This is a genomic window from Nonomuraea sp. NPDC003560 (assembly GCF_042878785.1).
GTDB lineage: Bacteria > Actinomycetota > Actinomycetes > Streptosporangiales > Streptosporangiaceae > Nonomuraea.
The window spans coordinates 361,815-387,917 of record NZ_JBIAOF010000012.1; the positions used below are offsets into that span (position 1 = coordinate 361,815).

The 26,103-nt window shown below is 64.1% G+C and carries 25 protein-coding genes, 1 tRNA gene and 2 pseudogenes; 10 read left to right on the forward strand and 18 right to left on the reverse strand.

The features are described 5' to 3' along the window. Positions 1 to 147 precede the first annotated feature (147 nt). A complete protein-coding gene (gene htpX / locus ACFYUV_RS39430; RefSeq protein WP_387678279.1) occupies positions 148 to 999 on the forward strand; it encodes a zinc metalloprotease HtpX in 852 nt (283 codons plus the stop codon). A 156-nt stretch (positions 1,000 to 1,155) separates the two neighbouring features. Here the strand turns inward: htpX and ACFYUV_RS39435 are convergent, their stop codons facing one another. Both ACFYUV_RS39435 and ACFYUV_RS39440 read right to left on the reverse strand, forming a co-directional pair. After that, positions 1,156 to 1,626 (reverse strand): NUDIX hydrolase, encoded by a 471-nt coding sequence (locus ACFYUV_RS39435; protein WP_387678282.1) that lies wholly within the window; start codon positions 1,624 to 1,626, stop codon positions 1,156 to 1,158. Positions 1,627 to 1,728: 102 nt separating this feature from the next. After that, positions 1,729 to 2,226, reverse strand: a complete 498-nt coding sequence (locus tag ACFYUV_RS39440; protein WP_352322494.1) for a YajQ family cyclic di-GMP-binding protein — start codon at positions 2,224 to 2,226, stop codon at positions 1,729 to 1,731. A 219-nt stretch (positions 2,227 to 2,445) separates the two neighbouring features. Here ACFYUV_RS39440 and ACFYUV_RS39445 point away from each other — a divergent pair, with 219 nt between their 5' ends. Both ACFYUV_RS39445 and ACFYUV_RS39450 read left to right on the forward strand, forming a co-directional pair. Continuing rightward, complete coding sequence (locus tag ACFYUV_RS39445; protein ID WP_387678286.1) at positions 2,446 to 3,126, forward strand: sulfotransferase family protein; 681 nt, start codon at positions 2,446 to 2,448, stop codon at positions 3,124 to 3,126. 87 nt (positions 3,127 to 3,213) lie between these two features. Then, positions 3,214 to 3,298: transfer RNA gene (locus ACFYUV_RS39450), tRNA-Tyr, on the forward strand. A 219-nt stretch (positions 3,299 to 3,517) separates the two neighbouring features. Here the strand turns inward: ACFYUV_RS39450 and ACFYUV_RS39455 are convergent. The 11 genes from ACFYUV_RS39455 to ACFYUV_RS39505 form a co-directional block, all read right to left on the reverse strand. Then, positions 3,518 to 4,882, reverse strand: coding sequence for a tyrosine-type recombinase/integrase (locus ACFYUV_RS39455; RefSeq protein ID WP_387678289.1), 1,365 nt, complete (start codon positions 4,880 to 4,882; stop codon positions 3,518 to 3,520). After that, the gene (locus tag ACFYUV_RS39460; RefSeq protein WP_185845092.1) at positions 4,879 to 5,070 is read right to left on the reverse strand and encodes an AlpA family transcriptional regulator; all 192 of its coding nucleotides are present in this window, start codon (positions 5,068 to 5,070) and stop codon (positions 4,879 to 4,881) included. The genes ACFYUV_RS39455 and ACFYUV_RS39460 overlap by 4 nt, the downstream gene beginning before the upstream one ends. After that, a complete protein-coding gene (locus ACFYUV_RS39465) occupies positions 5,067 to 6,680 on the reverse strand; it encodes a replication initiator (protein ID WP_387678292.1) in 1,614 nt (537 codons plus the stop codon). Before ACFYUV_RS39465 ends, ACFYUV_RS39460 begins: the two co-directional genes overlap by 4 nt. Then, entirely contained in the window at positions 6,677 to 6,880 is a 204-nt protein-coding gene (locus ACFYUV_RS39470; protein WP_387678295.1) for a hypothetical protein, read from the reverse strand. Before ACFYUV_RS39470 ends, ACFYUV_RS39465 begins: the two co-directional genes overlap by 4 nt. Further along, the gene (locus ACFYUV_RS39475; RefSeq protein ID WP_387678298.1) at positions 6,877 to 8,304 is read right to left on the reverse strand and encodes an FtsK/SpoIIIE domain-containing protein; all 1,428 of its coding nucleotides are present in this window, start codon (positions 8,302 to 8,304) and stop codon (positions 6,877 to 6,879) included. The genes ACFYUV_RS39470 and ACFYUV_RS39475 overlap by 4 nt, the downstream gene beginning before the upstream one ends. 84 nt (positions 8,305 to 8,388) lie before the next feature. Then, on the reverse strand, positions 8,389 to 8,712 hold the full coding sequence (locus tag ACFYUV_RS39480; RefSeq protein WP_387678300.1) for a hypothetical protein: 324 nt from the start codon (positions 8,710 to 8,712) through the stop codon (positions 8,389 to 8,391). Continuing rightward, positions 8,709 to 8,975, reverse strand: coding sequence for a hypothetical protein (locus tag ACFYUV_RS39485; protein ID WP_387678303.1), 267 nt, complete (start codon positions 8,973 to 8,975; stop codon positions 8,709 to 8,711). Before ACFYUV_RS39485 ends, ACFYUV_RS39480 begins: the two co-directional genes overlap by 4 nt. Continuing rightward, a complete protein-coding gene (locus ACFYUV_RS39490; protein WP_387678305.1) occupies positions 8,975 to 9,400 on the reverse strand; it encodes a plasmid replication, integration and excision activator in 426 nt (141 codons plus the stop codon). The genes ACFYUV_RS39485 and ACFYUV_RS39490 overlap by 1 nt, the downstream gene beginning before the upstream one ends. Before the next feature lie 122 nt (positions 9,401 to 9,522). After that, entirely contained in the window at positions 9,523 to 10,239 is a 717-nt protein-coding gene (locus tag ACFYUV_RS39495; RefSeq protein WP_387678308.1) for a GntR family transcriptional regulator, read from the reverse strand. 287 nt (positions 10,240 to 10,526) lie between these two features. Then, a complete protein-coding gene (locus ACFYUV_RS39500) occupies positions 10,527 to 10,859 on the reverse strand; it encodes a hypothetical protein (protein ID WP_387678311.1) in 333 nt (110 codons plus the stop codon). Next, a complete protein-coding gene (locus tag ACFYUV_RS39505) occupies positions 10,856 to 11,032 on the reverse strand; it encodes a hypothetical protein (protein WP_387678314.1) in 177 nt (58 codons plus the stop codon). The genes ACFYUV_RS39500 and ACFYUV_RS39505 overlap by 4 nt, the downstream gene beginning before the upstream one ends. Before the next feature lie 362 nt (positions 11,033 to 11,394). Here ACFYUV_RS39505 and ACFYUV_RS39510 point away from each other — a divergent pair, with 362 nt between their 5' ends. After that, positions 11,395 to 12,618: an XRE family transcriptional regulator gene (locus ACFYUV_RS39510; RefSeq protein WP_387678317.1), complete on the forward strand. Its 1,224-nt coding sequence runs from the start codon at positions 11,395 to 11,397 to the stop codon at positions 12,616 to 12,618. On the opposite strand, the gene ACFYUV_RS39515 is transcribed toward ACFYUV_RS39510, so the two are convergent. Further along, a complete protein-coding gene (locus ACFYUV_RS39515; protein WP_387678354.1) occupies positions 12,596 to 13,126 on the reverse strand; it encodes an NUDIX hydrolase in 531 nt (176 codons plus the stop codon). The two genes, ACFYUV_RS39510 and ACFYUV_RS39515, sit on opposite strands and share 23 nt — an antisense overlap. Before the next feature lie 575 nt (positions 13,127 to 13,701). Between ACFYUV_RS39515 and ACFYUV_RS39520 the strand changes: the two genes are divergently transcribed. The 3 genes from ACFYUV_RS39520 (at position 13,702) to ACFYUV_RS39530 (ending at position 19,455) form a co-directional block, all read left to right on the forward strand. Then, the gene (locus ACFYUV_RS39520; protein ID WP_387678320.1) at positions 13,702 to 14,256 is read left to right on the forward strand and encodes a hypothetical protein; all 555 of its coding nucleotides are present in this window, start codon (positions 13,702 to 13,704) and stop codon (positions 14,254 to 14,256) included. 159 nt (positions 14,257 to 14,415) lie between these two features. Next, the gene (locus tag ACFYUV_RS39525) at positions 14,416 to 15,309 is read left to right on the forward strand and encodes a phosphorylase (protein ID WP_387678323.1); all 894 of its coding nucleotides are present in this window, start codon (positions 14,416 to 14,418) and stop codon (positions 15,307 to 15,309) included. A gap of 300 nt (positions 15,310 to 15,609) precedes the next feature. Next, positions 15,610 to 19,455, forward strand: a complete 3,846-nt coding sequence (locus ACFYUV_RS39530; protein WP_387678326.1) for a hypothetical protein — start codon at positions 15,610 to 15,612, stop codon at positions 19,453 to 19,455. A gap of 429 nt (positions 19,456 to 19,884) precedes the next feature. On the opposite strand, the gene ACFYUV_RS39535 is transcribed toward ACFYUV_RS39530, so the two are convergent. Next, complete coding sequence (locus ACFYUV_RS39535; protein WP_387678329.1) at positions 19,885 to 20,274, reverse strand: hypothetical protein; 390 nt, start codon at positions 20,272 to 20,274, stop codon at positions 19,885 to 19,887. Between the two features lie 1,408 nt (positions 20,275 to 21,682). After that, positions 21,683 to 22,695 (reverse strand): annotated as a pseudogene (locus ACFYUV_RS39540) (IS5 family transposase). Between the two features lie 174 nt (positions 22,696 to 22,869). Between ACFYUV_RS39540 and ACFYUV_RS39545 the strand changes: the two are divergent. After that, positions 22,870 to 23,499: a class I SAM-dependent methyltransferase gene (locus ACFYUV_RS39545; RefSeq protein WP_387678332.1), complete on the forward strand. Its 630-nt coding sequence runs from the start codon at positions 22,870 to 22,872 to the stop codon at positions 23,497 to 23,499. An 18-nt stretch (positions 23,500 to 23,517) separates the two neighbouring features. Here ACFYUV_RS39545 and ACFYUV_RS39550 read toward each other — a convergent pair. Both ACFYUV_RS39550 and ACFYUV_RS39555 read right to left on the reverse strand, forming a co-directional pair. Further along, a protein-coding gene (locus ACFYUV_RS39550; protein WP_387678357.1) for an IS5 family transposase occupies positions 23,518 to 24,419 on the reverse strand; the annotation gives its coding sequence in 2 pieces (ribosomal slippage) (positions 23,518 to 24,069 and positions 24,072 to 24,419; 900 coding nt in all). A gap of 61 nt (positions 24,420 to 24,480) precedes the next feature. Continuing rightward, on the reverse strand, positions 24,481 to 24,921 hold the full coding sequence (locus tag ACFYUV_RS39555; protein ID WP_387678334.1) for a GNAT family N-acetyltransferase: 441 nt from the start codon (positions 24,919 to 24,921) through the stop codon (positions 24,481 to 24,483). A 161-nt stretch (positions 24,922 to 25,082) separates the two neighbouring features. On the opposite strand from ACFYUV_RS39555, the gene ACFYUV_RS39560 reads away from it, so the two are divergent. Together ACFYUV_RS39560 and ACFYUV_RS39565 are read left to right on the forward strand one after the other, a co-directional pair. Then, a complete protein-coding gene (locus tag ACFYUV_RS39560; protein ID WP_387678337.1) occupies positions 25,083 to 25,541 on the forward strand; it encodes a hypothetical protein in 459 nt (152 codons plus the stop codon). A 428-nt stretch (positions 25,542 to 25,969) separates the two neighbouring features. Then, positions 25,970 to 26,103: pseudogene (locus ACFYUV_RS39565) on the forward strand (IS3 family transposase); the annotation flags it as partial.

The window sequence follows — 26,103 nt, forward strand, 5'->3', positions numbered from 1 at the left end:
TGCGGACAGCCGGGCCGCACCCCGCCCTGCTCCCCGGCGGACACGGGGGTAAGTCGCGCTCCGCCCGCAGCTGAGCACGCCGGGGAACGATAGACCGGGTCATCGTCGTTGGACGAGGTGAAACCCGGACCACGAAGGGGGGAGACCTTGCACCACAACGGTCTGCGTACCGCCATCCTCCTGGGAGGTCTGTCCGCGTTCATCATCGTGATGGGCGCGTGGCTGGGGGGTGGCACCGGCCTGCAGATCGCGCTCGTGCTGGCCCTGCTGAGCAACGGCGTCGCCTACTTCTTCTCCGACCGCATCGCGCTGTCGGCCATGCGGGCCAGGCCGGTCAGCGAGGTGGAGCACCCCACGCTCTACCGGATCGTCCGCGAGCTCTCCACCGAGGCGCGCCAGCCGATGCCGCGGCTGTACATCTCCCCGACGGTCCAGCCCAACGCCTTCGCGACCGGCCGCAGCCCGCGGAAGGCCGCCGTGTGCGTCACGTACGGCCTGACCCAGCTGCTCGACGAGTCCGAGCTGCGCGGCGTGATCGGGCACGAGCTGTCCCACGTGTACAACCGGGACATCCTCGTCTCCTCCGTGGCCGGTGCGCTGGCCACGATGATCACGTGGCTCAGCTACGTCGCCGTCTTCTTCGGCGGTTCCGACGACGACGAGGGGCCCGGGTTCGTGGGCGCGCTACTGATGATGATCCTCGGGCCCGTGGCGGCCGGGATGGTCCGGATGGCGATCTCCCGCACCAGAGAGTTCCAGGCCGACGAGTCTGGCGCGCGGCTCACGGGCGACCCGCTGGCCCTGGCCTCGGCCCTTCGCAAGATCGAGATGGGTGCGCGCAGGCTGCCGCTTCCCGAGAACAGCCGCCTCACGTCGGCGTCCCACATGATGATCGCGAACCCGTTCAGCGGATCCGGCTTCGGCCGCCTCTTTTCGACGCATCCGCCCACGTCGGAGCGGGTGGCGAGGCTGGAGCGCATGGCCGGCTACCGCCGCTGACCTACCTTCCCGGCCAGGACGGTGTGCGGGGGACGCGTCCGTGCCGAATGCGCCAGGGCCTCCGAAATCGACCGAGAGCCCCGAACGGGGCTCACCCGTCACCTTGCCCTTCGGCGGTCCTGCTGTGGCGATCAGGGCCTTCCGGCGACGTCAGGGCTACCCGGGCTCTCCGGCCGCAGCGATCCTCCTCAGGATGACCGGCAGGTCCTCCGGGAAGAAGGTCTCCTCGGTGTTCTCGAGTTCCTCCGTGCTCCACCACCGATGCCCGGTCGTCGTCTCCTTCTCGATCTGCTCCATGTGCTCGAACGACACGGCGGTGTCGTGCACCCGGATCGCGAAGAAGGTCTGGTCCTGCGTGATCGCATAATCGGACCAGCAGAACTCGATCGTGCTCGTCCCGTACGGCCCGGTGAACTCCGCCACCTCCCGCCGGATCCCGACCTCCTCGTACAGCTCGCGCGCGGCGGCCTGCCGAAGCTCCTCCCCGGCCTCCGCCGCGCCCCCGATGGTGAACCAGAACGGCTTGTCCGGCAGTTGCGGATCAAAGCCGTGCAGCAGCAGCACTCGGTCTTTCGCATCAAGGGGCAGGACGCGTGCCGTGAAGCGGCGCAGGGGGATCTTTGTCACGATTGTCGAGCCTACGATGCCGGATTCGCCCGTTCCACCGGGAATGCAGGCCCGAGGCACAAGAAGGCGCGTACGCCGCCATGTGCCCCGGATGCCGACCTGTTAGCGGTAGTTCACGAATTGCAGAGCGATGTCGAGATCCTTGCCCTTGAGCAGAGAAATGACGTCCTGCAGATCGTCCTTCTTCTTCGAGCTGACCCGCAGCTCCTCGCCCTGGATCTGCGCCTTGATGCCCTTGGGACCCTCGTCGCGGATCAGCTTGGAGATCTTCTTGGCGTTCTCCTGGTCGATGCCCTCCTTGAGGGTGACCAGCATGCGGTATTCCTTGCCCGACAGCCTGGGCTCGCCCGCGTCGAGGATCTTCAGCGAGAGCCCGCGCTTGACCACCTTGTCCTTGAACGCGTCGAGTGCGGCATTGGCGCGCTCCTCGCTGTTCGCCTTGATCTCGATGTTGTCACCGGTCCAGCTGATGCTCGCCCCGGTGCCCTTGAAGTCGAAGCGGTGTCCGATCTCCTTGGCCGTCTGGTTCAGCGCGTTGTCGACCTCCTGGCGGTCGATCTTGCTGACGATATCGAAAGATGAATCGGCCAAAACACCCATCCTCTCGGCTGTGAAAGCGTTATCAGGGATCCCGCCTCTCCGCCGTACGCGAAACCGCTCCGTCGTACGCCGAATGCGCGGACCCAGCGAACGAGCCTAGCCAGCATCGGCGCGCCGTGCAGTCCACGTGGGCGCGAGGCGGCTTGATGCCGGGCTCTTGGCGACGGATCATGCCTGTGGGCCCACATTTCGCAGTTTCCGATCGTATTGGTAGGGATCATGCGAGTCATCGGAGCCGGCTTCGGCCGTACCGGAACCTTGTCCACGAAGACCGCGCTGGAACGTCTGGGCTTCGGCCCATGTCACCACATGACGGAGGTGCTCCAGAATCCCGTCCACATCCGACGCTGGCTGGACCTCGCCGAAGGCCGTCCGGTCACCTGGGAAACCCTCATGTCGGGGTACGACTCCTGCGTCGACTGGCCGGCCGCCGCGTACTGGCGCGAACTCGCCCACCACTACACCGACGCCAAGGTCATCCTCACCGTCCGCGACCCCGAACGCTGGCTGGCCAGCATGAACGCCACCATCTTCAAACAGTCGGCCCGCGCCCGCACCTGGTCGGGCCGGACGATGGCCACGTTCTCCCGCCTCCTCGACACGGACTTCGCGGCATTCATCCGGATGACCCGGCTGGTCGTGAGCGAGCGCGTCTTCGGCGGCGGCATCCCCGACACCGAACTCGCCCTCAAGATCTTCACCGAACATGTGGAGGAGGTCAAAGCCACCATCCCCCAGGACCGCCTGCTGGTGTTCGAAGTCGCCCAGGGCTGGCAGCCGCTGTGCGACTTCCTCGGCGTGCCCGTCCCGGACGAACCCTTCCCCAGAACCAACGACGCGGCAGGCTTCGACCAGCACGCACGCGGGATGGGACGCCTGCTGTTCCGGCGCAGCCGGTGACCACGATCCGGCTGGGGACAAACTGGTGTCACGTACACCTCGGAAGTCCGCTATTCTTCTGTCTGTCGCCGCGAGAGCGGATGGCACGGCAGGTTGCCCGAGTGGCCAAAGGGAGCGGTCTGTAAAACCGTCGGCTCAGCCTACGCAAGTTCGAACCTTGCACCTGCCACCAGCAGTAACAGCAGTTCAGAGGCCCTACGGGGCCTCTTCTGCGTTTCAGGGGTGTGCAACCGGATGCCGCTCTGAGCGGCCCGTTGTCGCTGGTCCACCAATATGCGTGCAATGATCTTGGCGGCGTTTCCGCTGGTCAGTCCTTGGTCTGCGGCCAATACGCGGCCAAGAACAAGAGCTCCGGTGGTGGCCGGGGCTCTGGGTGTGGTTGGACTGTGCATCATGCGACGAAGGCGTCGCCGATCCGCTGGTTGGCGATGTCCTTCTGGCCGTCGATGCACTTGGCGTAGACCCGCAGGAGGACATCGACGCTGTGGCCGGCTCTTTCGGCCACGTCCGGGGCGGAGACGCCCACGTTGAGCCAGAGGGACACTGCCGCGTGCCGAAGGTCGTACGGGCGTTTGGCGAGCGGGGAGGCGACCTGCGCGGGGGTGAGGGCCAGGAGGCGGGCGGCCTGCCAGACCTCGGTGTAGGCCGTTGAAGCTACGACTCCGTCCCGCTCACTGCGGAAGATGCGGCCGTCTTTGGCCGTCCCGTACTCCGCGATGTGGGCACGAAGGATCTTGACCAGTTCGGGCGGGATGGGCACGGGGCGGACGTCCTGTCTGCCACGGTGCTTGAGGCCGCGCTCCTCGTGTGCGTTGCCGGTGTCGGTCCATTGGGTGTTCACCTCCGGGCGGGAGACGTCGATGGTGAGGCGTCCCCAGCCGGAGGCAGGGAGGTGGCAGTCCTGGATACGGAGGCCGACCGCTTCGGCCGGGCGTAGGGCGGCGTAGTACATGCAGGCGAAGAGCGCCATCAGGCGCCGGCCTCTCCCGCGTCGGCCTACGTAGGTCACGGCTGTCAGCAGCTCTTGCGCCTGGCGTGGGTTGACGACGACCCGAGGGTCTACGGTCTCGGTGGTCTTGGGTGGCTTCCATTTGATCTTGTGCAGCGGATTTGCCGAAAGCTCCTCCAGCTCCACTGCGTACTCCAGGAGGGCGTGGAAGACGGCGCGCTTGCGGGCGATCGTTGTGGAGGCCGCCGCCTTGCCGTCGAGGCACAAGGTCAGGGCGTGCAGGGCGAGCCGTACCGTCTTGGCCTCCTCCAGGCTCGCCAGGTCGAGCGAGGCCGCCTTTATCCAGGCCACGACGGAGGCGTACTGCGGCGGTACGTCCGGACGCTTGTCCCCTGGCAGGAGGAGACACTTGCGGAGGACGGTCCGAAGCTCACGAGCGTCCGGGCGCCCCATGCGGTCCTTGGTCAGGGCAGGCAGGATCGTCGCCAGCGCGTCGGACATACTGTCTCGGCTCTTGGCCGCCGCGTGTGTCCACTTCATCTCTATGAACGCCTGCGCGAACTCCAAGATGCTCCGAGCATCCTTGGCCTTGAGCATCGACGTCGGCAGCCCGGAATCCACATGGAAGGCCTCACCGCGCTTGGCAGCCTGCCGCAGGTCAGACAGGAAGCTGTCGGCCAGGGCCTTGGTTCGGTAGGTCTTGGAGGAGCGCTTGCGGGCGACCGACCAGCGAACGACGTATGACGGCGTCTTGCTGGACTTGTTGCGGCTGATCTCGAAGAACTTCACGTCGTACGAGGTCGTCATCCGGTGCTCCTGAGGGATTCGAGCCAGGCGTTGAGATCGCTGCGGTAGATGCGGAGTTCGCCGTTGGGCAGGCGGATGCCTTCTGGTGCCTTGCCGATCTCACGCCAGCGGTAGAAGGTGCGGCGGGAGACTCCGCCGAGCTCGGTGAGGACCTGGCGGACGGTCAGGAGTTCGTCGTGCTTGGTCATGCGGCCCTCCCGATGTCCTCAGTTGCCGAAAGGTTTTGTCCGGCTGCTCTGGCTTCCAGCTCTCTGAGGTGGGCTCGCCATCGTTGGCGTTCGGCCACGGTCCGCAGGAGGCGTACCGCCAGCGGCGGCACGTTGGCGTCTCCGGCCGGGACGGGACGCCAGACGTAGCGGTGCGGGTCGGTGGGTTCGTCGGCCTGGCCGAGGACTTCCAGGACCCAGGTACGGCGGTCTTGCTTGTGCTCGGCGAGCGTCTTGTTCGACCACTTACGGGAGACCAGGACCCGGCGTCCGGCGTAGCCGAGGTGTTCGGGCTTGTGTGCCTTGGAGCGGCACCGGCCGGGAATCATCCCCGCCTTGGCGTTCTTGGGCTGGACGCCGTAGCGCAGCCAGTTCGGGCAGGTCGGCGAGCAGGGTTCGTAGCGCAGGGCATCGACCATGCGGGCGGCGTGCTCGCGCTGGGCCTGGCCGCCGTCAAGGCTGTCGCCAATGGACTTGGTGAGGTACTTGGACAGGTAGCGGATGCACTGGTCGGCGTCCGGCGTACCGGCGAGAACACCTTGCACGTCCACCTGATCGCCGAAGCGCAGAACGTGGAGGGGTTCTGCGTCCTCGTCCAGGGCATCAAGGGCCTCGTCCCAGGTGGGCAAAAGCTCGCCAGTGCTCGGGTCGAGGTAGCCGTTCCCGTCCTGCCAGATGGGCAGGTGGTCGCCGTCGAAGCGCACATCGTCGGTCGATGGCCACCACACCTGGTGATAGGTGGCCGCAGCTATTTGCTTGATCTCGGCGCGCGGGAGCGTTCCGCGAATGGCCATGTGCAGGTGCGGCGCGAGCCGCTTTTGAGGCTCTACAGCCGCGAAGTACTGCACGTCATAGCCTGCGACCCGGCGTAGGTTCTGCACGAAGCGATCCACGAGCTTGGGGAAGTGCAGCGCGTCCCGAGCGGCGCGCCGGTAGTCGTAAGTGTCGGGGTCGATCGGGACGCCGTCGCGGACCTTGCCGTAGCTGGGCAGGGTGAGCGTGACGAACAGCGACGGCCGGTAGGTCTTGCCGTCGGTGCTGGTGAAGGTGCGTCCAAGGGTTGTGTTGGTCATCTTGCGCTTGGGCAAGTCGGGGGCGTCCTGCCGCCGGCGGGTCGATCGGGTGCGCTTGGGCACCGCGGATCCGGTGACGCTGCCACGCATGCCAGCGGTGTTGATCTCGTCATCGAGGCCGGACAGGACGGCGTCCAGGTCGGTGGTGTCGTCGCCGGCCTGTTCGGCGGCATCCCGTCTGGCCTGCATGTCGGCGCGGAACTCGATCAGCCAGCGCTGTTCTTCGTTCGGCTCGTCGGGTGTGATCGTGGGTTCGGTGTCGAGGTGCCAGCCCTCGCGGCATTGGGCCATGCGGAGCTGCCGGTTGCGCTTGGCACACGGCGGGCACTTGCTGGCGAGGACAGCCCCGCACGGGACGTCGATGATCTCGGACTTGCCGGTGACGATGTCGAGCCGCCGCAGCGGGATAGGCCGGATGCAGACGCTATGGAGCTTGGCGACCTCCACGAGTACGTCCCGGGCCATCGGCATGGCTTGGCGGACGGCCCGGGGCAGTGCGCGGTCGTGCGGATGGGTCACGCGATCCTCCCTTCGTCGGGGGTCTCGGTCATCACGGCGCAGAGCCGGTAGTGCTCGTGGGAGGGGGAGGCGTGGACGTGGGGCTGGTAGAGCTCGAAGACCCGCATGCGGGGCAGATCACGGGCGGTCAGCAGGACCAGGAGGGGACGGCCGGCGACCCGGCTGATTTCGTCGGCGGTGCCGTGGAAGCAGACCTTCACGCTGCCTCCCCACGCTGGGCGTAGGCGTCGACCATGGCGCGGATGTCGTGATCGGAGACGTAGGCGGCGCGGACCCGGACAGGTTCGGGGCTGGCTTCCAGCCGGACGTAGCCAACGCCCGCGCCCAGCTCCGGGACAGGTGAGATGCGGTCGGCCAGGGCGCCCCGGTCGCGTGCGCCGTCGCCGAGGACCATGTCCACCTGCTCGGACTCATCGAGCCGGAGGGCGATCTTGTCGGGGAACAGGTTGCGGATGTTCATGACCTCTTTGCGCGGGTCCTGGAGCGCGGCCAGGACGCCCACGCCGACCGCTCGCCCTTGAGTGGTCAGGGTGGCCAGTGCTGCGGAGATGCGTTGCCGAAGTTGCCGGTCGGACTGGTAGGCGGTCAGGAACGCCACCTCGTCAACGACGACCAGGACGAACGGATCAACGACGGTGGGCGTGTGGGAGCGCTGGAGCCCGGCGAACCGAGCCGCCCGCTTCTGCATGACGCACACGGCTTCGTCCAGCAGATCGGCACACTCCTCCGGCGTGGCGGCGTATCGGGAGCCGAACAAGGCACGGCCGTAGGACAACTCCATGAGTTTGGGATCCAGCGCCCACAGCTCGACCAGGCCCGCGTCGGCGGCCGGGAGCAGGGAGCGAATGACGGACCAGATGATCGACCCCTTGCCGGCCCCGGTCGCGCCCGCGACGAGGACATGGGTGCCGTGCACCTTGAGTCGCCATGGCCGCCCGTCCTCGCCCTTGCCGATCTCGACCGGCCCCACGGTCGGCTCCTGCGGTATGGCGAGCGCCGGCAGGGGAGAGGCGAGTGGATCGCTGCGTGGGAAGGTCAGCGTCAGCCGGCCGGCGTGAGACAGCCCCACGCGGCACGACTTCGCGCCGAAGCCATGGGCCAGGTGGTCGGTGCGATCGGCCCAGTCCTTGACGGCTTGGCCCTTGAGCATTCGCACGGTGACCACGTCGGCCCAAGAGGTACAGGTGACCTTGCCCAGCCGGGGCAGGTAGTCACGGCCCCGGATGTGACGGCCAAGACCGGAGACGATCATGACGGGCTGCCAGTGTCGCCGGTAGATCCAGACGAGTCGCCACCAGGCCAGCAGCCGGTAGCCGACGAGACGGGCGAACGAAGGCCGGTCGAGGAACGCCCAGGAGGCCAGGGCCATGACGACTGTCCCGGACACGGACGCCGCTACGGGCCAGCCGTAGACGTACCAGAGAGCGGCGAGGGCGACGAGGATGGCGGTCGCGATGGGGTGACGCCAGATCGTACGGACGAGTCTGGCGACCGTGCGACCGATGAGGATGATGCTGGTCAGGATTGCGGGTGTCTTGACGACGGCCGGGCGGAAGACGACGGCCGTGTCGGGCGTGGTGGAGACGAGGTTGCGCGCCTCGTCGCCAGGCAGCCGCTTGAACATAAGCTGGGAACCTCTCGTGATGTGGAGTCAGGGGAGAACCGAGGGGCCGCCGGAAGTTGCCGCTTCCAGCGGCCCCGCCTCATGTCAGGTCGCCGGGCCGGTGGTGTCCGTGGTGGCGTCCTTGTCGGCCTGTTCGGCGTGCAACTGCTCGCAGTCGGCCAGGTAGCGAGCGGCGGCATGGAAGATCTCGCGGGCGGTGCTCAGGTCGGCGTCGGTGACCGGGCCGGCCCCCGTGGTGGAGATGTGAACGTTCGCCTCGTGGGAGTAGAGCTCCAGGTACGGGCGCGGGCCACTGAGCAGCAGCCCGGCGCCAACCTTGAGGTCGGACGTGTGGAAGGAGACGCCGACGTGCGGCGTGGACTCCGGTCGCAGAGACAGGGTGACGTAGGTGTATGGGCGCAGACTCATGCCGTGACCTCCTTGCCATCGGGCAGGCCGTAGAAGCTGCGCTCCACGGAGCGGGCGAAGCGGTTGGCCTCGTGGGCGAGCTGGCGGGCGAACGCCAGGTCCTCCACCGTGACCGGCCCGCTGGTGGTGACCAGGACGGAGGTCGCGCCGAAGTCGAGCGCCAGAACGGGCTCACGGCGGGCGAACGGGTGGTTCATGGTGCGGGCGGCGTGCCCGGTGGTCAGCCGGATCACGCTGTTGCGCGGGGTGCGGCGTCGGGTCATCAGGCGGCGTCCTTTCCGGCCGAAGCCTTGTTCTGAGCGGGCTGGGTAGTCTGGCGAGGCGCGTACATCTCACGGACCTTGATCGAGTACGCGAGGCGACCGGCGGCGTTGACGTACGGCGTGACGGACATGCCGTTGAACTCGACCGGCGTGAACGGCAGCCCCGGCATGGGTTGCGGGGGCACCGGCTGGACCTGCGCGAGGATCTTGACCGCGACGGTCTTCTGGGCGGGCTTGAGGGTCGGGTCACCGTCCATGACCGCGACCTGCCAGACCAGCTCTGCGGTCTGCTTGTCGCGGGCCTGCACGAACCGGCCGTTGGACGAGGCGTCGAAGTCCTTGACCGGCTCGACCTCGCCGACGATGTAGCAGCCGTGCGGGAAGACCATGGTGTAGCTGACGGGAATGGGTCCCTGGATTGCCATGTGGTTCCTCTCGATAGCGGTGGAGAGCCCTTCGTTCGCTCGTCCACTTGTCCGCATGAGTTGAGAGTAGGCTGTGGCCACTCGTCCGCACAAGTGGTTGAGCCGGAGTGGCGCGGTAAGAATTACCTCACCTTGTAGACATCCTCAAGCTCATGCAGGCTGCCAGGCAGCGCCAGACTCATAGCCAGCAGGACGTTCCCCGCAGGGTCGTGCACCGTCGCCGTCACGCCGAGCACCGGATTGGACGAGCCCAGCAGTTCGGCCTCGTCCTTCGTGGGCTTGCGCGCGGACAGCCGCTCGGTGATGCGATCGAACCGCACATGCTTGACCGCCTGGAGATGCTTGCGGATGCCGCCCCGCAACGGCTCGGCCTTGTCCAGGTCGGTCCCCAGCGCGATCTCCAGCGGCACCCACACGGTCTCCACCGCCGAGACGAGATCCGTCTGACGAGCCACCCGCTTACGGACGATCACCGGCGTACGCTCGGCGACCCCGAGCAGCTTCGCGACATGCCGAGGCGCCGGAACCCGCGCCACCTCAACAAGACTGTCGGCGCTCTCTCCCTGCTCAGCAGCGCCAAGGCCCGGACGAACGGTCTCGGCCTCGCGTTCCGGCCGGCCCTTCACAAACGACCCGCGCCCGTGCTCGCGCTCGATCCACCCCTGCATGGCGAGCGTCTGAAGCGCCCGCACCACGGTGGTGCGCCCCACGCCCAGCTCGCGAACAAGCTGCGTCTCGGACGGCAGTATGTCGCCGGGGGCGTACTCGCCCGACTCGATGCGCTCCTGGATCGCCTGCATGACCTGCGCATATTTCGGCGGGGCGAAGTCCATGCTCATGTTGGCCGTCCGTTCACTCTTGCGCTTGTCCGCATAAGTACAGTACCGGCTGAGCCAAGACTTGTCAGGCCATGATTAGGACTCAGAACGGCCTGCCAGGAGGCGTACACACTCCTCGCAAGCGCTCGCGACGGTCGGCATGAACGGTACCTGCCAATCACCGATCACCACGAGCTGAATCGTCTCGCCGCACAACGCCTTGGCAGCGCCACGCACAACCGCGTGCTGCACGAGCGAGAAATTGCGGCGCTCCGTCCCCACCCCGCACGACACTCGCCGGCCGATCATTACTCGACCCCGTCAACAAGATCGGCGATCAACGCCGAACATGGCTGCGTCCTACGCAGGTCCGAATAATGCATGGAGATACGGCGAGCGGCCCGCACCGGATCAATCGCCGGATGCCAGGCATAGATGACGCGACGACGTGCGACATTCCAGCCGGTTCGCCACCAGTAGTGACGACCGTCGCACCACACCACCAGCCCGACCCAGACAGACACCAGGGCGAGCCCGTACCCGTCATGGACATCGGCGCTGACGCCGTTCTGCTCCAGCGCTTCCTGGAGCAGTTCGGCGGAACGACGCGGGTCGATCGAGATCACGACGGGGGCCGTCATTCGGCCACCCGCTCGAACCGCACCGAGCCCGCCGCGTCGAGGTAGGCCCGGAAGATCTCGCGCCGGGTGGTCTCGTCCGGCACGGCTCCGAGCCCGTGGACGCTGTGGACGATCCGCCCCAGCACCGCGCCGGCGTCCGACATGCCCCGCATGGCCTTACGCAGCTCATCCATGGCGGTCGCCTGGAACGAACTCGACCCGCAGGTCCCCAGCTCGTCGCCGAGGCCGGACAGAACCCGGACCTCCCACTCGAACGCCTCGCCGCCGCCGGGACCGTGCTCGGCCCCATCGCAGTGAAGGCACTCAGTGGTGACCGACGAGGCCGCATCCAACCTCGATGCCGCCACATGCCCACGACGGGTGACGATCTTCCATCCCCGCCCCTCGCATTCTTCGCACCTGACTGGAGTTGTCATGCGGCAGAGCATGAATGGACCAACCGTTTATACATATCCCACGGCGATATACCGCCAAGGCATATAGAGTCCGCCGCACAGCAATGCACAATCTCGGAGTACGAGTTCCGGAGGGTCGCATGCGCGCGAGTGGTTTCCAGCCGATCAAGCTCCCGCCATCGGTATGGGAACGCGACGATATGCGAGAAAGCCTGAAAAACCGCGACATCGCGGGACTGTTCCGCCTGGTCGCCAAATACGGCGGAATCAGTCAGGTCCGCATCGCATCAGCGACCGAAATCGCCCAGCCCCGCGTCAACAAGATCTTCAACGGAACGGCCGGCCCCATCGGAGAACTGGCCGTCTTCGAACGCATTGCCACCGGACTCGGCCTGCCCGACCACGCCCGCATGCTCCTGGGCCTGGCCCCGCTCGACACCGCGTCCCCGACAGGCGACCTCGACAACGAGCACCAGGAGCAGACCGACGAGCTCACCGCTCGCCTGGAGGCCGCCGCGGCCGTCGACGACACCATGGTCATGATCCTGCGTACGGACACCAACAACCTCCGCCTCCAGGACCGCAGACTCGGCAGCCTCGCCATCGCCGACAAGATGCACGCCCAGATGGCCCAGATCGAACGAGCCCACCGCCACACCGTCCGTCCACGCATCCGCGCCCAGCTCGCCCACCTACTTGCCGAAACAGCTTCGCTGGCCGGCTGGCAGGCCATCAACACCGTGGCGCTCAACGACGCGTGGAACCACTACGAACGCGCCAAGGCCGCCGCCCGCGAAGCCGAGGACGCCGCCGTCCTGGCCTACGTCTCCGGCGAACAGGCATACGTCCTCATGGACCTGGGCCGCCCCGCCGAAGCCGCCGAACTCCTCCAGCACATCCACACCACCCACCGCGACCGCGTCCCCGCCCGCCTCAGAACATGGCTCGCAGCAGCCGAGGCCGAAGCCGCGGCCATCCTCGGCGACGAAGACGCCTGCCGCCGAGCACTCGATCAAGCCGCCCTCGTGCTGCCAGAAGGCGACGGCGACCCGGACATGCCCTACCTGTCCATCAACGTCCACCACTTCGCCCGCTGGCGCGGAAGCTGCCTGCTCCGCTTCGGCGACCCCAGCACCGTCGAGGATCTACGCTCATCACTCGCCGGGATGGACGGCACCTACAACCGCGCCGAAGCAGGCGTCCGCTGCGACCTCGGCCACGCCCTGCTCGCAGCTGGCGAACCCGAGGCAGCACAGCCCCACATTCAGCGCGCCAAGCAGTTGGCCACCATGACCGGCTGCCGCCGCCAACGACGCCGCATCGAAGAACTCTCGCGAGCGGTCAACCGCGCTCTCGGCCGTTGAGCCGCTGCTGAGCCTGAAGCAATCCGATCAGCGTCCCCGACGTCCAGATGTCCCCACGGGCGATCATCTCGGGGATCTCAGCCATCGGAACCCACTCGATCCGATCGGCCTCCACCTCACCCTCAGGCTTACCGACCAGCTCGGCACCATGCACCAGGAACAGGATGTGCTCGGAGTCCACCATGCCGGCTATCGGCTGATAGCTCACCAGATGCTCGACCCGCTTCGGCCGATACCCGGTCTCCTCCTCCACCTCCCGCACGGCGGTCGCCATCGGATCCTCGCCAGCCTCGACCAGCCCGCCGGGCAGTTCCCATCCCCACCGGTCGAACACGAACCGATGCCGCCACATCAGCAACACCCGATCCTGCTCATCCACGACGACGGCGATGGCAGCCCGATCCAGATGCACCACATGATGCTCGAACCGCTCCCCACCCGGGATCTCCACATCGGCCATGCCGAGCCGGATCCACCGGTTGTCATAGATCAACCGCTCGCCATGCACCACCCAGCGCGTCAGCTCAGCATCATCAGCCACACCGCGACGCTACCGTCTTGCGAATCCGAGGTACATGGTTTCCATCCCAAAGACGAAGCATCCACAGCAGACTGGCCCGCAGTAGGGTTCTCTTTGCGCCGCCCATCGCCCGAGCGCGGCTCTACCGGAGGCAGCCATGCCGGGATAACGCTGTGGATTTAGCGCGGTGGTGGAGTCCGGCCGCGAAATAGCGACGTACCTGCAACGAGTAAGAGACCTCTCCAAGCAGGTGACGCACACACAATCGGCTTGAACGTCCTCATCGGTTCGGCAGGTACAACCCGGATAGGCAGGGTCGAGCCCCCGGATGCCGCCGTGAGACAGCTGGGGCAGTTGGTACTGACATTCAGAGCTCAGGTCGAATCACAAGCAGCATCGCCGCTCAGCGTGACCGTGCCTACAGTAGCCATACCGCCATCCTCATCTCTAGATTGTTTGGCAGCATGTGGCTACTATGCCCGCAGTGCATTGCGCATGGCGCTGCAGTGTGCAGTGCTATAAAAAAGCCAGAGCAGAACGCTTAGGTCGCATGAGGGGTTCGAATGCCATCAACGCCTGAAATATCCAGGGCGCAGTTGTTGCTAGCCGAGTATCAGGCATTAAAAGACGAGCAAAAATCGCGAATCGGATTCCGCGACAACTTGCTCTACGTGACAATTGGCGCGGCGGTCACAGCATCGATCGCAGGTATGCAGTTCCGCGCGGCATCGGTGCTTCTCGTTCTACCTTTGATATGCCTAATACTTGGATGGACATATCTGACGAACGACGAAAAAATTTCCGCGATAGGACGGTACATTCGCGGCCATCTGACGCCTAAGTTAGCCGCTTCCATGGCTGCGGACACGTCAGAGACGGATATGTTTGCCTGGGAGACATTCCACCAAGCAGATGAACGTAGACGGTCGCGCAAAATCTTCCAGTGTGCAATCGACTTAACCTGCTTCTGCGCAATACCACTCGTAGCGCTCATAGGCTATTGGTTCTCCCCAAATACGCTCGGCGTGCTGATCCTAGCCTCTTTAATCGAGCTGATCGCAATACTTCTACTCGGATGGCAAATACTGGTGTACGCATATGCGCACTTCGTTGACTGAGGTATGCCCACTCAATCGAGTGTCGCCTATGCGATTCCATGTTAAGGACGTGAGGATCGTCACAAGACGTAGCAGTCGAACGTTGCGTATCGGGCGCCAGTAGATTACCGCTACGGCTAGGATGGGAGCACGTCGGTCGATCTAGGGTGAGGTGTGGAGATGTCAGGCGGGCTTGTGGTCGTGCTAACAGCACTGCCTCTGGAGTACCAAGCGATGCGCTCCCACCTAGAGGATGTACAGAGACGAGATCATCCTTCCGGTACTCGATTCGAACTAGGGGTGCTACCTGACACCCCGTGGCGGGTGGTCCTGGCTAGAACAGGAGAAGGCAACAATCCTGCCGCAGTGATCACCGAGCGTGCTCAGACGACATTCACGCCAGAAGCGCTATTCTTTGCAGGGGTCGCAGGCTCCCTCAAGGAGGACGTCCAGATCGGCGACGTGGTGGTTGCTACAAAAGTTTATGACTACCAAGGCGCTAAGGAAACGCCTGAGGGACAGCTGGCTCGCCCAAAGGCGTGGGATGCATCTCACTGGCTCGAGCAGGCCGCCAGTGCAGCTCTCTGCGACGACCGATGGATGGATCGCATCCCCCCGGAACTGCGTGCACAACAGGCTGCATTGGGAGTCCCTAAGGTGCACTATAAGCCTATTGCCTCCGGCGAGATCGTACTAGCGACTGCTCAAGGTTCTACTGCTCGCCTCCTGAAAACGATCTACAACGATGCAGTGGCAATTGAGATGGAGAGCGCTGGCGTCGCAAAGGCTGCGCACATAGCGGGTGGGCTGCATACGCTGGTAGTTCGAGGCATCAGTGATATGGCCGATGGCGGCAAGAGCGCTGCTGACGCTGCTGGATCTCAGTATCGTGCTGCCGCGAACGCGGCTGCGGCAGTCAGCGCCGTTATTACTGATCTGATTCCGCGCAAGTATGGCGCAACAGGTGCCCCCGAAGCTTCCATTACGCGAATGAATGAGCAACCGCGTGCCGGGGATTATATCGACTTTCGAGGCAGCACTTTTTATGGGCCGGTATCAGGTAAAAGAGAGTAGTGCTGGCGCCGTCCTTCTAGTTGCCTTGTCGTTCTAGGGGTTTCCGCAATGGGCAGCGTTTTCGGTATCACCATCCCCCGGATGCTTCGAATTCGGGAAAAGGCCGACCCGCAGGGAGATATCTTCCCTCTGGACTCAGATGGATTCTTGGCCGACGGGTGGATATTCTCTGCGGCAAGGTCCGAGAGATCAACGTCAGGCCTGCTAACTCCTGAAGAGGCAGTAGAGGCAGGAGTTATGGTTCTATTGGGAGAGCCCGGCGGCGGAAAGACTACTGTCCTGCGCAACCTGCTTCACGAGTTGCCCCTCGCTGAAGAAGTCGGGCCATATTCAGAAGACCATCACCTCTGGGTCAACGGCTACGATCTGACTGAATACTCGTATGAGTATTTTCTTGGCCGCTTTCTGGCGGCGTTCGCTGGCCAATCCGACAGTTTGAGGGCTGCAGCTTCGGACACACAGGCAGGCCGCCTAACGGTCGTAATAGACCAGCTGGATGAAAGTCCAATGTCGCGCCAGTTGCCCGAACGGTTGAATCGGTCACTCAGAGGCGTAGATCCGACAAGCATCCGATTACTGATCGCATGTCGAACTGCTGATTATCCACACAACTTGAGTGAAGTTTTGCTCAAGCATTTTGGTACCTGTCCATTGGCGGACCTTGCACCCCTAGCCCGGACAGATGCAATTGCACTCGCTAATAGCGCAGACGTCGACGGAGAGAGCTTGGTTGAGGCAGCAATAGCTGCGCAAGCCGGCGCGTTGGCAAGTGTTCCACTGACTCTGGAACTGCTGGTTGCTTTATATAAAGATAACGGCATCTTGACTGGCACGCCTCGTGAACTCTTTGAACAAGGAACCAGGCTTCTAGTACAAGAACACAGCCTTGCGAGGGCAGTAGATATAACTGCCTCTCCTGCACAGCAGCTCATGGTAGCCGGGCGTATTGCGGCGCGCATGCTGTTGGCTGGCCGACGTACCTTGTGGCGGGGGCCAATAGGCATTAGCAGAAAGCACGATCTGGACTTAGATCTGGCTACAATAGCAGGAGGGTATGAGGAAACGGCCCCCGGACAGTCTTTTGCTGTAACAGAGAGCATTGTCAAAGAGCTGCTTCGCACTGGGCTATTCACTACCTATGGCGACTCGCGTGTACTGTTTAGGCACTCCTCAATTTCGGCATTCCTTGCCGCCGATTATATTGCCAAGCGTAAGCTAGACGGAGATTGCCTAGCTTCATTGTTTCTGGTCAAATCTCCAGATGATGAAAACTACATAATTCCTACACCTCTACGAGAGACCGCAGCATGGATAGTCGCGCTTGATCCAGATGCCACCGCATGGCTGGCCTCGGCAGATGCCGAGAGCCTTGTTGTTCACAGTGCCCTCGTGCAATCCGACCGGATTCGCGAGTTGATTGTGTCTCGATTGCTGGAGCGGGCAGGCGATGTCGAGCTTAGTGATACGTCTTGGCATTATAGGCACTGGAATCTCAGGCACCCTCGTCTAGCACAGCAGCTGGCTGCTGCCTTCGAAATAGATCCGGACAATCTAGTCGCTGACTGGGAGCAGCACGCTCGTGTTCGAGTTGCCCTACGCCTTGCGCAGGAATGCCCCGACGCCGAGCTAGCCACATCGCTGCTGAATATTGTCGGAGATGATAGGTGGCCCTATCCGGAACGACGGCTAGCAATTACTGCAGCATTCGCTAGCGCTCCGGATGCATGCGCTTCGGCGCTCCGGCAGCTTATGACTGAATTGAATGATACCGAATACGCTTCCCGCGTTGATCCGAACGACGAACTCCGCGGGACGGCTCTTTCTCTACTGTGGCCGGGTTACGTGGACGTACACAGTCTGCTCGACTGGATAGCCTTTCCTCAGAACGAGCACATGGTAGGAATGTATTCTCGCTTCCTTCGTACGATGGCCGACTCTTGCTCTGATGGCGATACTCTCGAGGTCATACATTGGTTGCGTGGAGTCTATGAGGGAGAGCCGATTTCCAGATCCGTAAGGCTTTCCCCCACGGATGACGAGCTTGGGGATGTCCAGAAGCAACGCAGCAAGCGTGTTAACGCCGAAATGTTCTCACGTGGTAGTTTCGCAGAGCAGCTCTTGGACTCGACTATAAACCGCGCGCTGATGGCGCGAAACGTGGATGAATATATGCCTTCGATCGCAGCTATAATCATTCGAAGGTTTCGACAGTACGAGCGGATGCATATGCCGTGGGTGCTGGAGGAGTCTTCTGAAGGCTTTGAAGGCGCAAAGGGCGTTCAGCTTCGGCACGCCTTGATGGACGCTCTCGTTCGAGGGAGTGCTGGCCTTGAAGATAACAAGCAGCATATGGCGTGGCTCATAATTAATGAGTGGGCGAAAGATCCAATGCTGTCGTGGAGAAATCCAGGTGTCGATGTATTGGGGCGATCATGTCTGGCGGACTCATCTGACTTTGAGTGGGCCATCAGTCAGGCTGCTGAAGCCGTAGCCGCGGGTGATGCGGAGGTGGCGGACCTCTACGGGCGTATTGCGTCGCATCTGTTCAATGGAGAAGATCGGCATCTGTTTGAGCTAGCATACGGTCACCAGCAGAATCCGGTGTGGCCGCACATCGAGTGGTTCTATCAGGGGATAGATATAGATGGCGACCTAGCAAACGCGTGGCGACTCAACTACGAGTCGAGCCGGCGTCCTGAGTGGCCGGAGTCGGCAAGCTTTGTCCTCACTCTGCGCAAGAGGCTCGAAGAGGCTAAAAGAGGGGACACTGATAGCTTTTGGCGCCTGTTATGGCAGCTGCAGATTGATCCAGAGACAGGAGAAGGAAAGGAGTGTTTCGATGATGACTTCCTGTCATGGCCTGGGAGTGTAATTTTCGACGTCGTTGATCGCGCCGATGTTATAGCTAGCGCTTCGCTCTATCTCGAGCGTGAAAACGATCATGGTAGTACATGGTTGGGGCAGCCAATTCAGGACAAGCGAGCCTGGGCTGGCTATCTTGCGCTCGGCCTTCTTTGTAGAGAAAGTATGCTTGAGGCAGTCCCTGAGGCGGTGTGGGGACGATGGACTGCTGCTGTCCTTGGTGTTCGTCTAACCAGTCCTGGAGATTCGGGCGACAGTATAAAAGTCTCTCTATTAAAGGAAGCCGCGCTAAAGGCGCCACTTGAATTCTCGCGCGATGCGGGCAAGCTGATTCGTGGTGAGATCTCTCGAGGAGAACAGACTTGGGACGTGCAGTTACTCAATCCCGCATGGTCGGCCGAACTCTTCGCGACAATGGAATGTCTCGCATGTGAACTGATTCAAGCCCTGCTTGCTAGCGTCCTCATCGGCGAGAAGACTAGCCTTGGGTGTTGTTGCTCCCACGGTCGTGAGCATGATGGCCGGCTAGAAGTGCCTGATACATCTGAAGCTTGCGCATCGGCGTTTCGTGTACTGTCAGACATCCTTGGCGTTCTCGCAAGCTATGGCGGCACATTCGTCAGTTCGGCCGCCGAGATTGTTCTCGCTTACCTTGAGGTCGACCAGCTTTCGGACTGGGGCCTAGCCGTTGTGGTTGCGCGTGTCCTGCTGTGGTCGGATGCATCAACGGGATGGGAGCGCATCAAGGGCGTCGTATCCTCTAATCCGAGTTTTGGGCGTGACCTGGCAGAGTCTTGTGCGGTCAGCGACGCCAGGCGTCACCTTGAAGCGTCGTTAACAGTCAACCAGCTGGAAAGTTTCTATCTTTGGCTTGATTCGCTCTTTCCGCATGACGACGTAGTCCTCGAATCAGGAGCTAGTTGGAATCGACCTGAAATCGAAGCAGCTAAATGGCGAGATGGAGTAGCCAATGCTGTCGCGGGCAGATGTACGGCTGAGGCTGTGGCTAGCTTAGGAAATTTGGCAGCTCGGTACCCAAACAGACTTGCTCTGAGAGCATCTCTCGTGAGGGCGAGAGTTAGGTATGCCGAAGCAGGTGCGTCGCGCCCTTCATACGAGGTCATTGTGGCCAAGTTGGAGCCCAGCAGCGATAGGACAGCTGGCTCCGCATACTCTGGGGACCACATTGATTTCAGGGGGAGTACGTTTTATGGGCCGGTCGTCGGCAAGCAGATAGATGCTTCTACGCCTCGCCCCGACGGTGCTACTGACCAGGTTGATTAAATCGTCCTCCTAGCTACTCGTTCAAGGCTGCTGCTGTTGCCCGGTTGTGAAGGAACACTGCTGATGCTAATTCGCAAAGTGGTGGCATCAATGGATGAGCGTTGCCGAGTTGGTCTTATGGCTATCAAGCGGCGGCGCGGCGCGCCGCCGTACCCCCGGCCCTCCGCCCGCCCGCCGTCCGGGCGTGCGGCCTGGGGGCCGGTCCCGACGGCGGCGGGACACCGGGCCGGGCACCGCACGCCGGCCCCGCCTTACCAACCGAACGCACCGACCGGGGTTGCCACGCCGCCGCACAGATGCAGCCCTACGATCGCCACTGCCTGGCTGGCCGCCACAGGTGCTTGGGGGCGATCGACGATCCAGGGTTCGTTCCTCACCCTGGATCACCGGAGAATGTGGCTGATCTCTGCCGATCTGGCGAGACGACGCTTATCGCTTCAGATGCGGATCGTGCTCATGTCGAACCGGCTCGGGCTGGGCGCGGCACCAGTCCACGATGCGGTACGTGATGCGGTCGAAGGGGGCGTCATTGGTGAGGGGGTGTTCGAAGTCGGCCAGGCGATCCAAGTCCATGGCCAATTCCGCCGAGGTCTGCTCGGTGAACAGCCCTGAGCTGGTGAGCGTCTGGCGCAGGTAGGCCAGGAGACGTTCATGGTGCTCGTCCCAGTTGATAATGCCGTTGCGCTGCGCCTCGTCTCTGAGCTTCTCCACTGCACGCAACAGTTCGCCTTGGACGGTTTCCGCCTGACCTCGGCGTGGCACATGGGTCTGCCAGATTCTGCGCGCATCAGCGGCATATGACGCGTCCATGGCGGCCACCGTACAACTATGTCGCCGGCGCGCGGCCTCCAGCTCTGGGGTGATCTCCGTCAGGGGTGGTGAGGCTTGCGGGCCCGTCGGCTGATGCCAATGCATGCAACCACGCTTGATGCGTCGGGAGCTAGAAAGAGCTGAAAGTGGTAGGCGGGCTCTGTGCTTCTGACGATGCCCAGGATGAGGTGCTGCAAGCCGCAGGAGCTGAGCTGTGCGACCGCCTCCTCGAACCCGAGGGATGGGATCTCTAGCCGACGGGTAAGACGTGCGCGACGCTGGTAAGTCCTGGTCAGTTGAAGCGCCTCGACCGGGTCTGGCCCTATCTCGAAGCAGGCTCCAGCCGCGAGCGCCCGACGGCACGCATGACCTGCTTCCCCTCCTAAGCTGTCGAGGAGTTGAACGAGCGTCTCTCTATCCACGAAGGCAGCGTACGCACAGCGCGGTCTCTGGGAGCCATGCAATATACGTGCAATGATCATGAAGGCGGGGGAGCGCCGGGATCGCTCCGCCCCAGGTAGGAAACCATGCGCCCGCCATAACGGTCACGAGCTGTAAAACCGTCGGCTCAGCCTACGCAAGTTCGAACCTTGCACCTGCCACCAGCAGTAGCTGCAGGTCAGAGGCCCTTCGGGGCCTCTTCTGCGTTTCAGGGGTATGCAGCCGTAGGCATCTCTGAGCGGTCGTTTGTCGCTGGTCACGGGATATGCGTGGGATGGATCACGGCGCGTTTCCCCAGGTGGGCGCCCCCGACCGGGATGTGTGCGGGATGCTGCCGCCCTCCAACGTCGAAAGGCCCCGGGGGAAGCCGGAGCCTTTCGAGCGGTGCCATTTGTGATCTCATACGGTCAGTACGTCCGCTATCCGCTGGTTGACGACGTCCTCTTGGCCGTCGATGCACTTGGCGTGAACGCGTAGCAGGACATCCACCCCGTGGTCGGCGCGGGCTGCCACATCTGGGCCGGTACGCCGCCGTTGAGCCAGAGGGAGACGGCAGCGTGCCGCAGGTCGTACGGTCGGCGGGCGAGTGGCGAGGCGATCTGGGCGGGTGTGAGCGCGAGGGCGCGGGCCTCCTGCCAGACCTCGGTATAGGCCGTCAAGCGGCGGCGCGGCGCGCCGCCGTACCCCCGGCCCTCCGCTCGCGTGCCGTCCGGGCGTGCGGCCTGGGGGCCGGTCCCGGACGGCGGCGGGACACCGGGCCGGCCACCGCACGCCGGCCCCGCCGTACAAACCGAACCCCACCGGCCGGGGTTGCCGCGCCGCCACACAGATGCAGCCCTACGATCGCCACTGCCTGGCGGGCCACCGTAGATGGCTGGGGCGATCGACGAGCCGTGCTTCGTTCCTCAGCACAGCTCACTGGACGACGTTGGTTGCTGCCTGTGTCTGAGCCGCTAGGAACTGTTCGAAGTTCGGATCATGTGGTTGAGGTGAGGAGTCTTAACCACATGATCGAGCCTCGGAGGTAGAGCCCGGCCTCGTAACTTTCCGAGGTTTTGTCGTAGCGGGTCGCCAGGCCACGCCAGGTCTTGATCTTCTGGAAGCAGCGTTCAACGGCGTTGCGCTGCCGGTAGCGCTTCGGATCGAAGGCGATGGGCCGCCCACCGGCCGACCCCTTCTTCTTCCGGTTGGCCTGCTGGTCACTCTTCTCCGGGATGACCGCGCTGATCCCACGGCGACGCAGATAGGCCCGGTTGGCCTTGGAGGAGTAGGCCCTGTCCGCGGCCACCGCGGCAGGGCGAGTCCGGGGACGACCCACTGGCCCGGCCACGCGGATCTTGTCCAGGACGGTGGTGAACTGCGGGCAGTCGGCGGCCTGCTCAGGCGTGAGCACGAAGACCAGCGGCAACCCCGCGCTGTCGGCCACGGCATGGATCTTGCTGCTCAGCCCGCCCCGGGACCGGCCGAGCGCGGCCGCCTCCGACCGAGCCTCACGGCGTCGCCGGACGGTCGCGCGATCGTCCGCCTGTGGTGCGCCGGCATCGGGTGGGGCCGGCGGCGCGTCACCCGCAGCACCGGCGGCTGCTCCGGGAGTGGAGCCCCCTTTTCCTCGGTCAGTGCCTGCTCCAGCGCATCCAGGGTTTCTCCGGCGACCGCCAGCCCGGCCGAGTCCTGATGCGCCCGCACGATCGTGGAGTCCACACTCACCAGTTCCAGCCCTACCTGTCCTCGCGATGCGGCCTCGGCGATCAGCGCGTCCATCAGCCCCTGGAACACGCCGGCTTTGGCCCAGGAGCTGAACCGGGAGTAGACAGTCGACCACGGCCCATAGCGTTCCGGGACGTCACGCCAACTGGACCCGGTACGAAACCGCCACAAGATCCCGTTGAACTGGTCGCGCGCCCGCCGCGGCAGCGGCCCGGTCGCCGCCACCGGCAACTGCGGCTCGATCAAGGCCCACTCGGCATCGGTCACATCAAAGCGCGCCACATCCGAGTTCTACCAGTCACGGCAGGCCGCCACCGCTCCTCATCTAGATCCGAACTTCAAACAGCTCCTAGGGCCTGTCCCGTGATCATGTGACGGGACGGTCGGTCTCAGGTGCGGGGGTCGGCACGGGCTCGGAGGAGCTGCGGACGTGCGCGGGTGCTAGCTTCCCTTCCCATGATGGAGCACCGGGACCAGACCAGGGCGGCCTACGAAGGGGTCGTCGAGCTGTATGCGTCGATGTTCGCTAATCGGTTGGAGACGCAGCCGTTCTCGCGGAACATGATCGGTACCTTCGCCGAGCTGGTGCGCGAGACGGGGAATCTGCGGGCAGCCGACGTCGGGTGCGGGCCTGGACATCTGACGGCCATGCTGCACGACCTGGGGCTGGACGCTTTCGGGCTCGACCTCTCCCCGGGCATGGTCGACTACGCCCGGCGGGCCCATCCGGCGCTGCGGTTTGACGAGGCGCGGATGGAGGCCCTGCCGGTCGAGGACGGCGCGCTCGGCGGGGTGCTGGCCCACTACTCGATGATCCACACCCCTCCTGGGGAATTGCCCGCGCTGCTCGCCGAGCAGGTGCGTGTCCTGGCGCCAGGGGGCATGCTCCTGGTCTCGTTCTTCGCGACCGACGAATCGGAGCCGGTCCGCTTCGACCACAAGGTGACGCCCGCCTATAGCTGGCCGGTGGACCGGTTCGCCGAGTTGCTGGCCGGGGCCGGGCTCGTCCCGTTCGCCCGGCTGCTCCACGACCCGGCCTCCGAACGGGGCTTCCTCGACGCCCACCTGCTGGCCCGCCTCCCCTAGCGAGACAGTAGCCCGTGATCATGTGACGGGATGGCGGAGCCAGATGCGGATCGAAGCGACGTCGATGGTGCCCTGGTAGATGCGTTCTCGCTTGTCGTAGCGGGTAGCGACGGCACGGTGCTGATGCAGCTTGTTGACGCAGCGCTCGACGGTGTTGCGTTCCTTGTAGGCATCGCGGTCAAAGACCGGTGGCCGGCCGCCTTTGGAGCCGCGGTTGACGCGGTGGGCGGCCTGGTCCTTCTTGACCGGAATGACGGCCTTAATGCCGCGTCGCCGCAGGTAGCGCCGGTTGGCGCGGGAGGAATAGGCCTTGTCGGCCAGGGCACGGGCCGGCCTCTTGCGAGGACGGCCCACGCCGCGGCGGCGGATGCGGATGGACTCCATCAGCACGAGGAACTTCGGGCAGTCGGCGTGCTGGCCAGGCGAGGTGAGCCGGGCGATCGGACGGCACCGCCGGTCGGCGACCAGATGGATCTTCGTTGTCAGGCCGCCCCGGGACCGTCCGAGCGCTTCCCGACCGCCTTTCGTCACCCGCTCGTGATCTTTACCGGCCCCTTTTGAGTGATGTCGACGGCCGGGGCTCGACGCGCCCCGGCCGCATGTTGGTGCGCCCGCACGATCGTGGAATCGACGCTGACCGTCCAGTCCTGGCCCTCTGCTTCGTCGCACCCGGCGCGCAGCCCGTCCAGGATCTGTTCCCACGTCCCGTCCAGTGACCAGCGGCGATGCCGGTTGTAGACCGTCTTCCACTTGCCGTAACACGGCGGCAGGTCCCGCCAGGCGCAGCTCGCTCGGGTCCGGAAGAACACCCCGTTAATCACCGTCCGGTGATCGCTCCACCTGGCACCATGCACGTTCTGCGCCGGCAACAGCGGCGCCAGCCGCGCCCACTCCTCATCCGTCAGATCATGACGCTTCAGCCGTTCATCATCCACACGGATGATCTACACCAAACCGCCAACAAAGATCACGGGACACGCCCTAGAGGCTCCGCGGGTCGCGCACCCGCAGGCCGAAGGCCGACAAGCCCTGCTCGTGGTGCTCGATCAGGCCCAGGCGGCGGTAGAAGGCGTGGTTGGCGGCGCCTTCCAGGGTGGATTCGTGGTCGGTGGTGAGGACGAAGTAGCGGCAATGCGCGTACCGGTCCTTGAGATGCTCCAGCAGCCGACGACCGACGCCCTCGCCGTGGTGTCGGGCGTTGACCAGCAGTTCCTGCACATAGCAGACGATCTCGTCATCGGACACCGTCCGTGCCAGGCCCAGCAAGCGGCCCGACTCGTCCCTGGCGGTGATGACGAGGTGCGAGTTGGCCAGGCTCCGGCACACCCGGGCGACGTCGCGAGTCCACGGGGCCCAGCCGACCGAGTCGTAGAGCTCGAACACCTCTGCCTCGTCGAACGACGTCTCCTGATTGATAATCACCAATTAGGTGGGCTCCCTCATGTTCTCGGCGTAGAGCGACGCATCCGAGCTTATTCAATGGAGAGCGCGCCAGGCCGTCGGCCTTGACACACTGAGCAGTGGGGGAGGGGGCGAACCCTAGTCGATCCCTCGGGACATGGTGGGAAGGCAGAATGCCTGGTATGGAGCTACGACCGGAGCTGCTTCCCCCGCCCGTCTCCCCAGAGCGCCAGGAGCAGCTGGGCAGCGAGATCGACCAGATCGCGGAACTCATAGAAGCCGGCAGGCTGATGGAGGCACGCGAGGCCGTCGCCGCGTTCAACATGCAGACTGGGCGAAGCTACGAGCCGTCCGATTTCGCCGCGTACTGGGAATCGCAGGATCGGGAGGAACTCGCCCGGGATGCCGCCCGCCCGGAGCGGCTCAAGCTGTCGGACGTCACCCGGGAAGAACTCGCCGAAATCGTCCGCAGAATCACGGCGGCCGGCCCGGACTCGGACTACTACCTACGCCTGCTGCAGGCCAATGTGCTCCATCCACGCGTCAGCAATCTGCTCTTCTGGCCGCCGGAGGAACTACAGGACGCCACAGCTGAGGACATTGTTGAAGCCGCCCTCAGCTATCGCCCCATCGCGTTGTGAGCGCGGCCCTGGCACCCTACTTCGATTTCTCAGGGCGCGACCTTCACGCGCGTGCAATCCTGGCAGCTCAAGTGATCGGGGAACGGCACTATCCGCGGTCTTGAGCAGGTCCCAACTTCTGTCCTTGCCTTGCTCAGATCCGGCCTGAAGCTTGATCACGGCCAATGCGCGGCCAGATTGAGCTCCACATGAGTCCATGACCAGGTCAGCGCGTGCTTGCGACGGGACTGTAACCGTCGGCTCAGCCTACGCAAGTTCGAACCTTGCACCTGCCAAACCAGCGGGAAGAGGCCCGTCACCAGGGGAAACGCGGTGACGGGCCTCTTCGCGTTGTGTCCGGCCGTCCACGGGGGACACCGGCGCTCTACGGTTGATCGTGAATCGCCCCGGGTTCGGTGGAGACTCTCTCTCTTGAGAGGATCGAGTCCATGCCAGGTAAGTCTCCCTACCCCGCCGAGCTGCGCCGCCGAGCGGTGCGGATGGTCGCCGAAGTACGGCCGGATTACCCGACCGAGTGGGCCACGATCAACGCGGTCGCGACCAAGCTCGGCATCGGCACCGC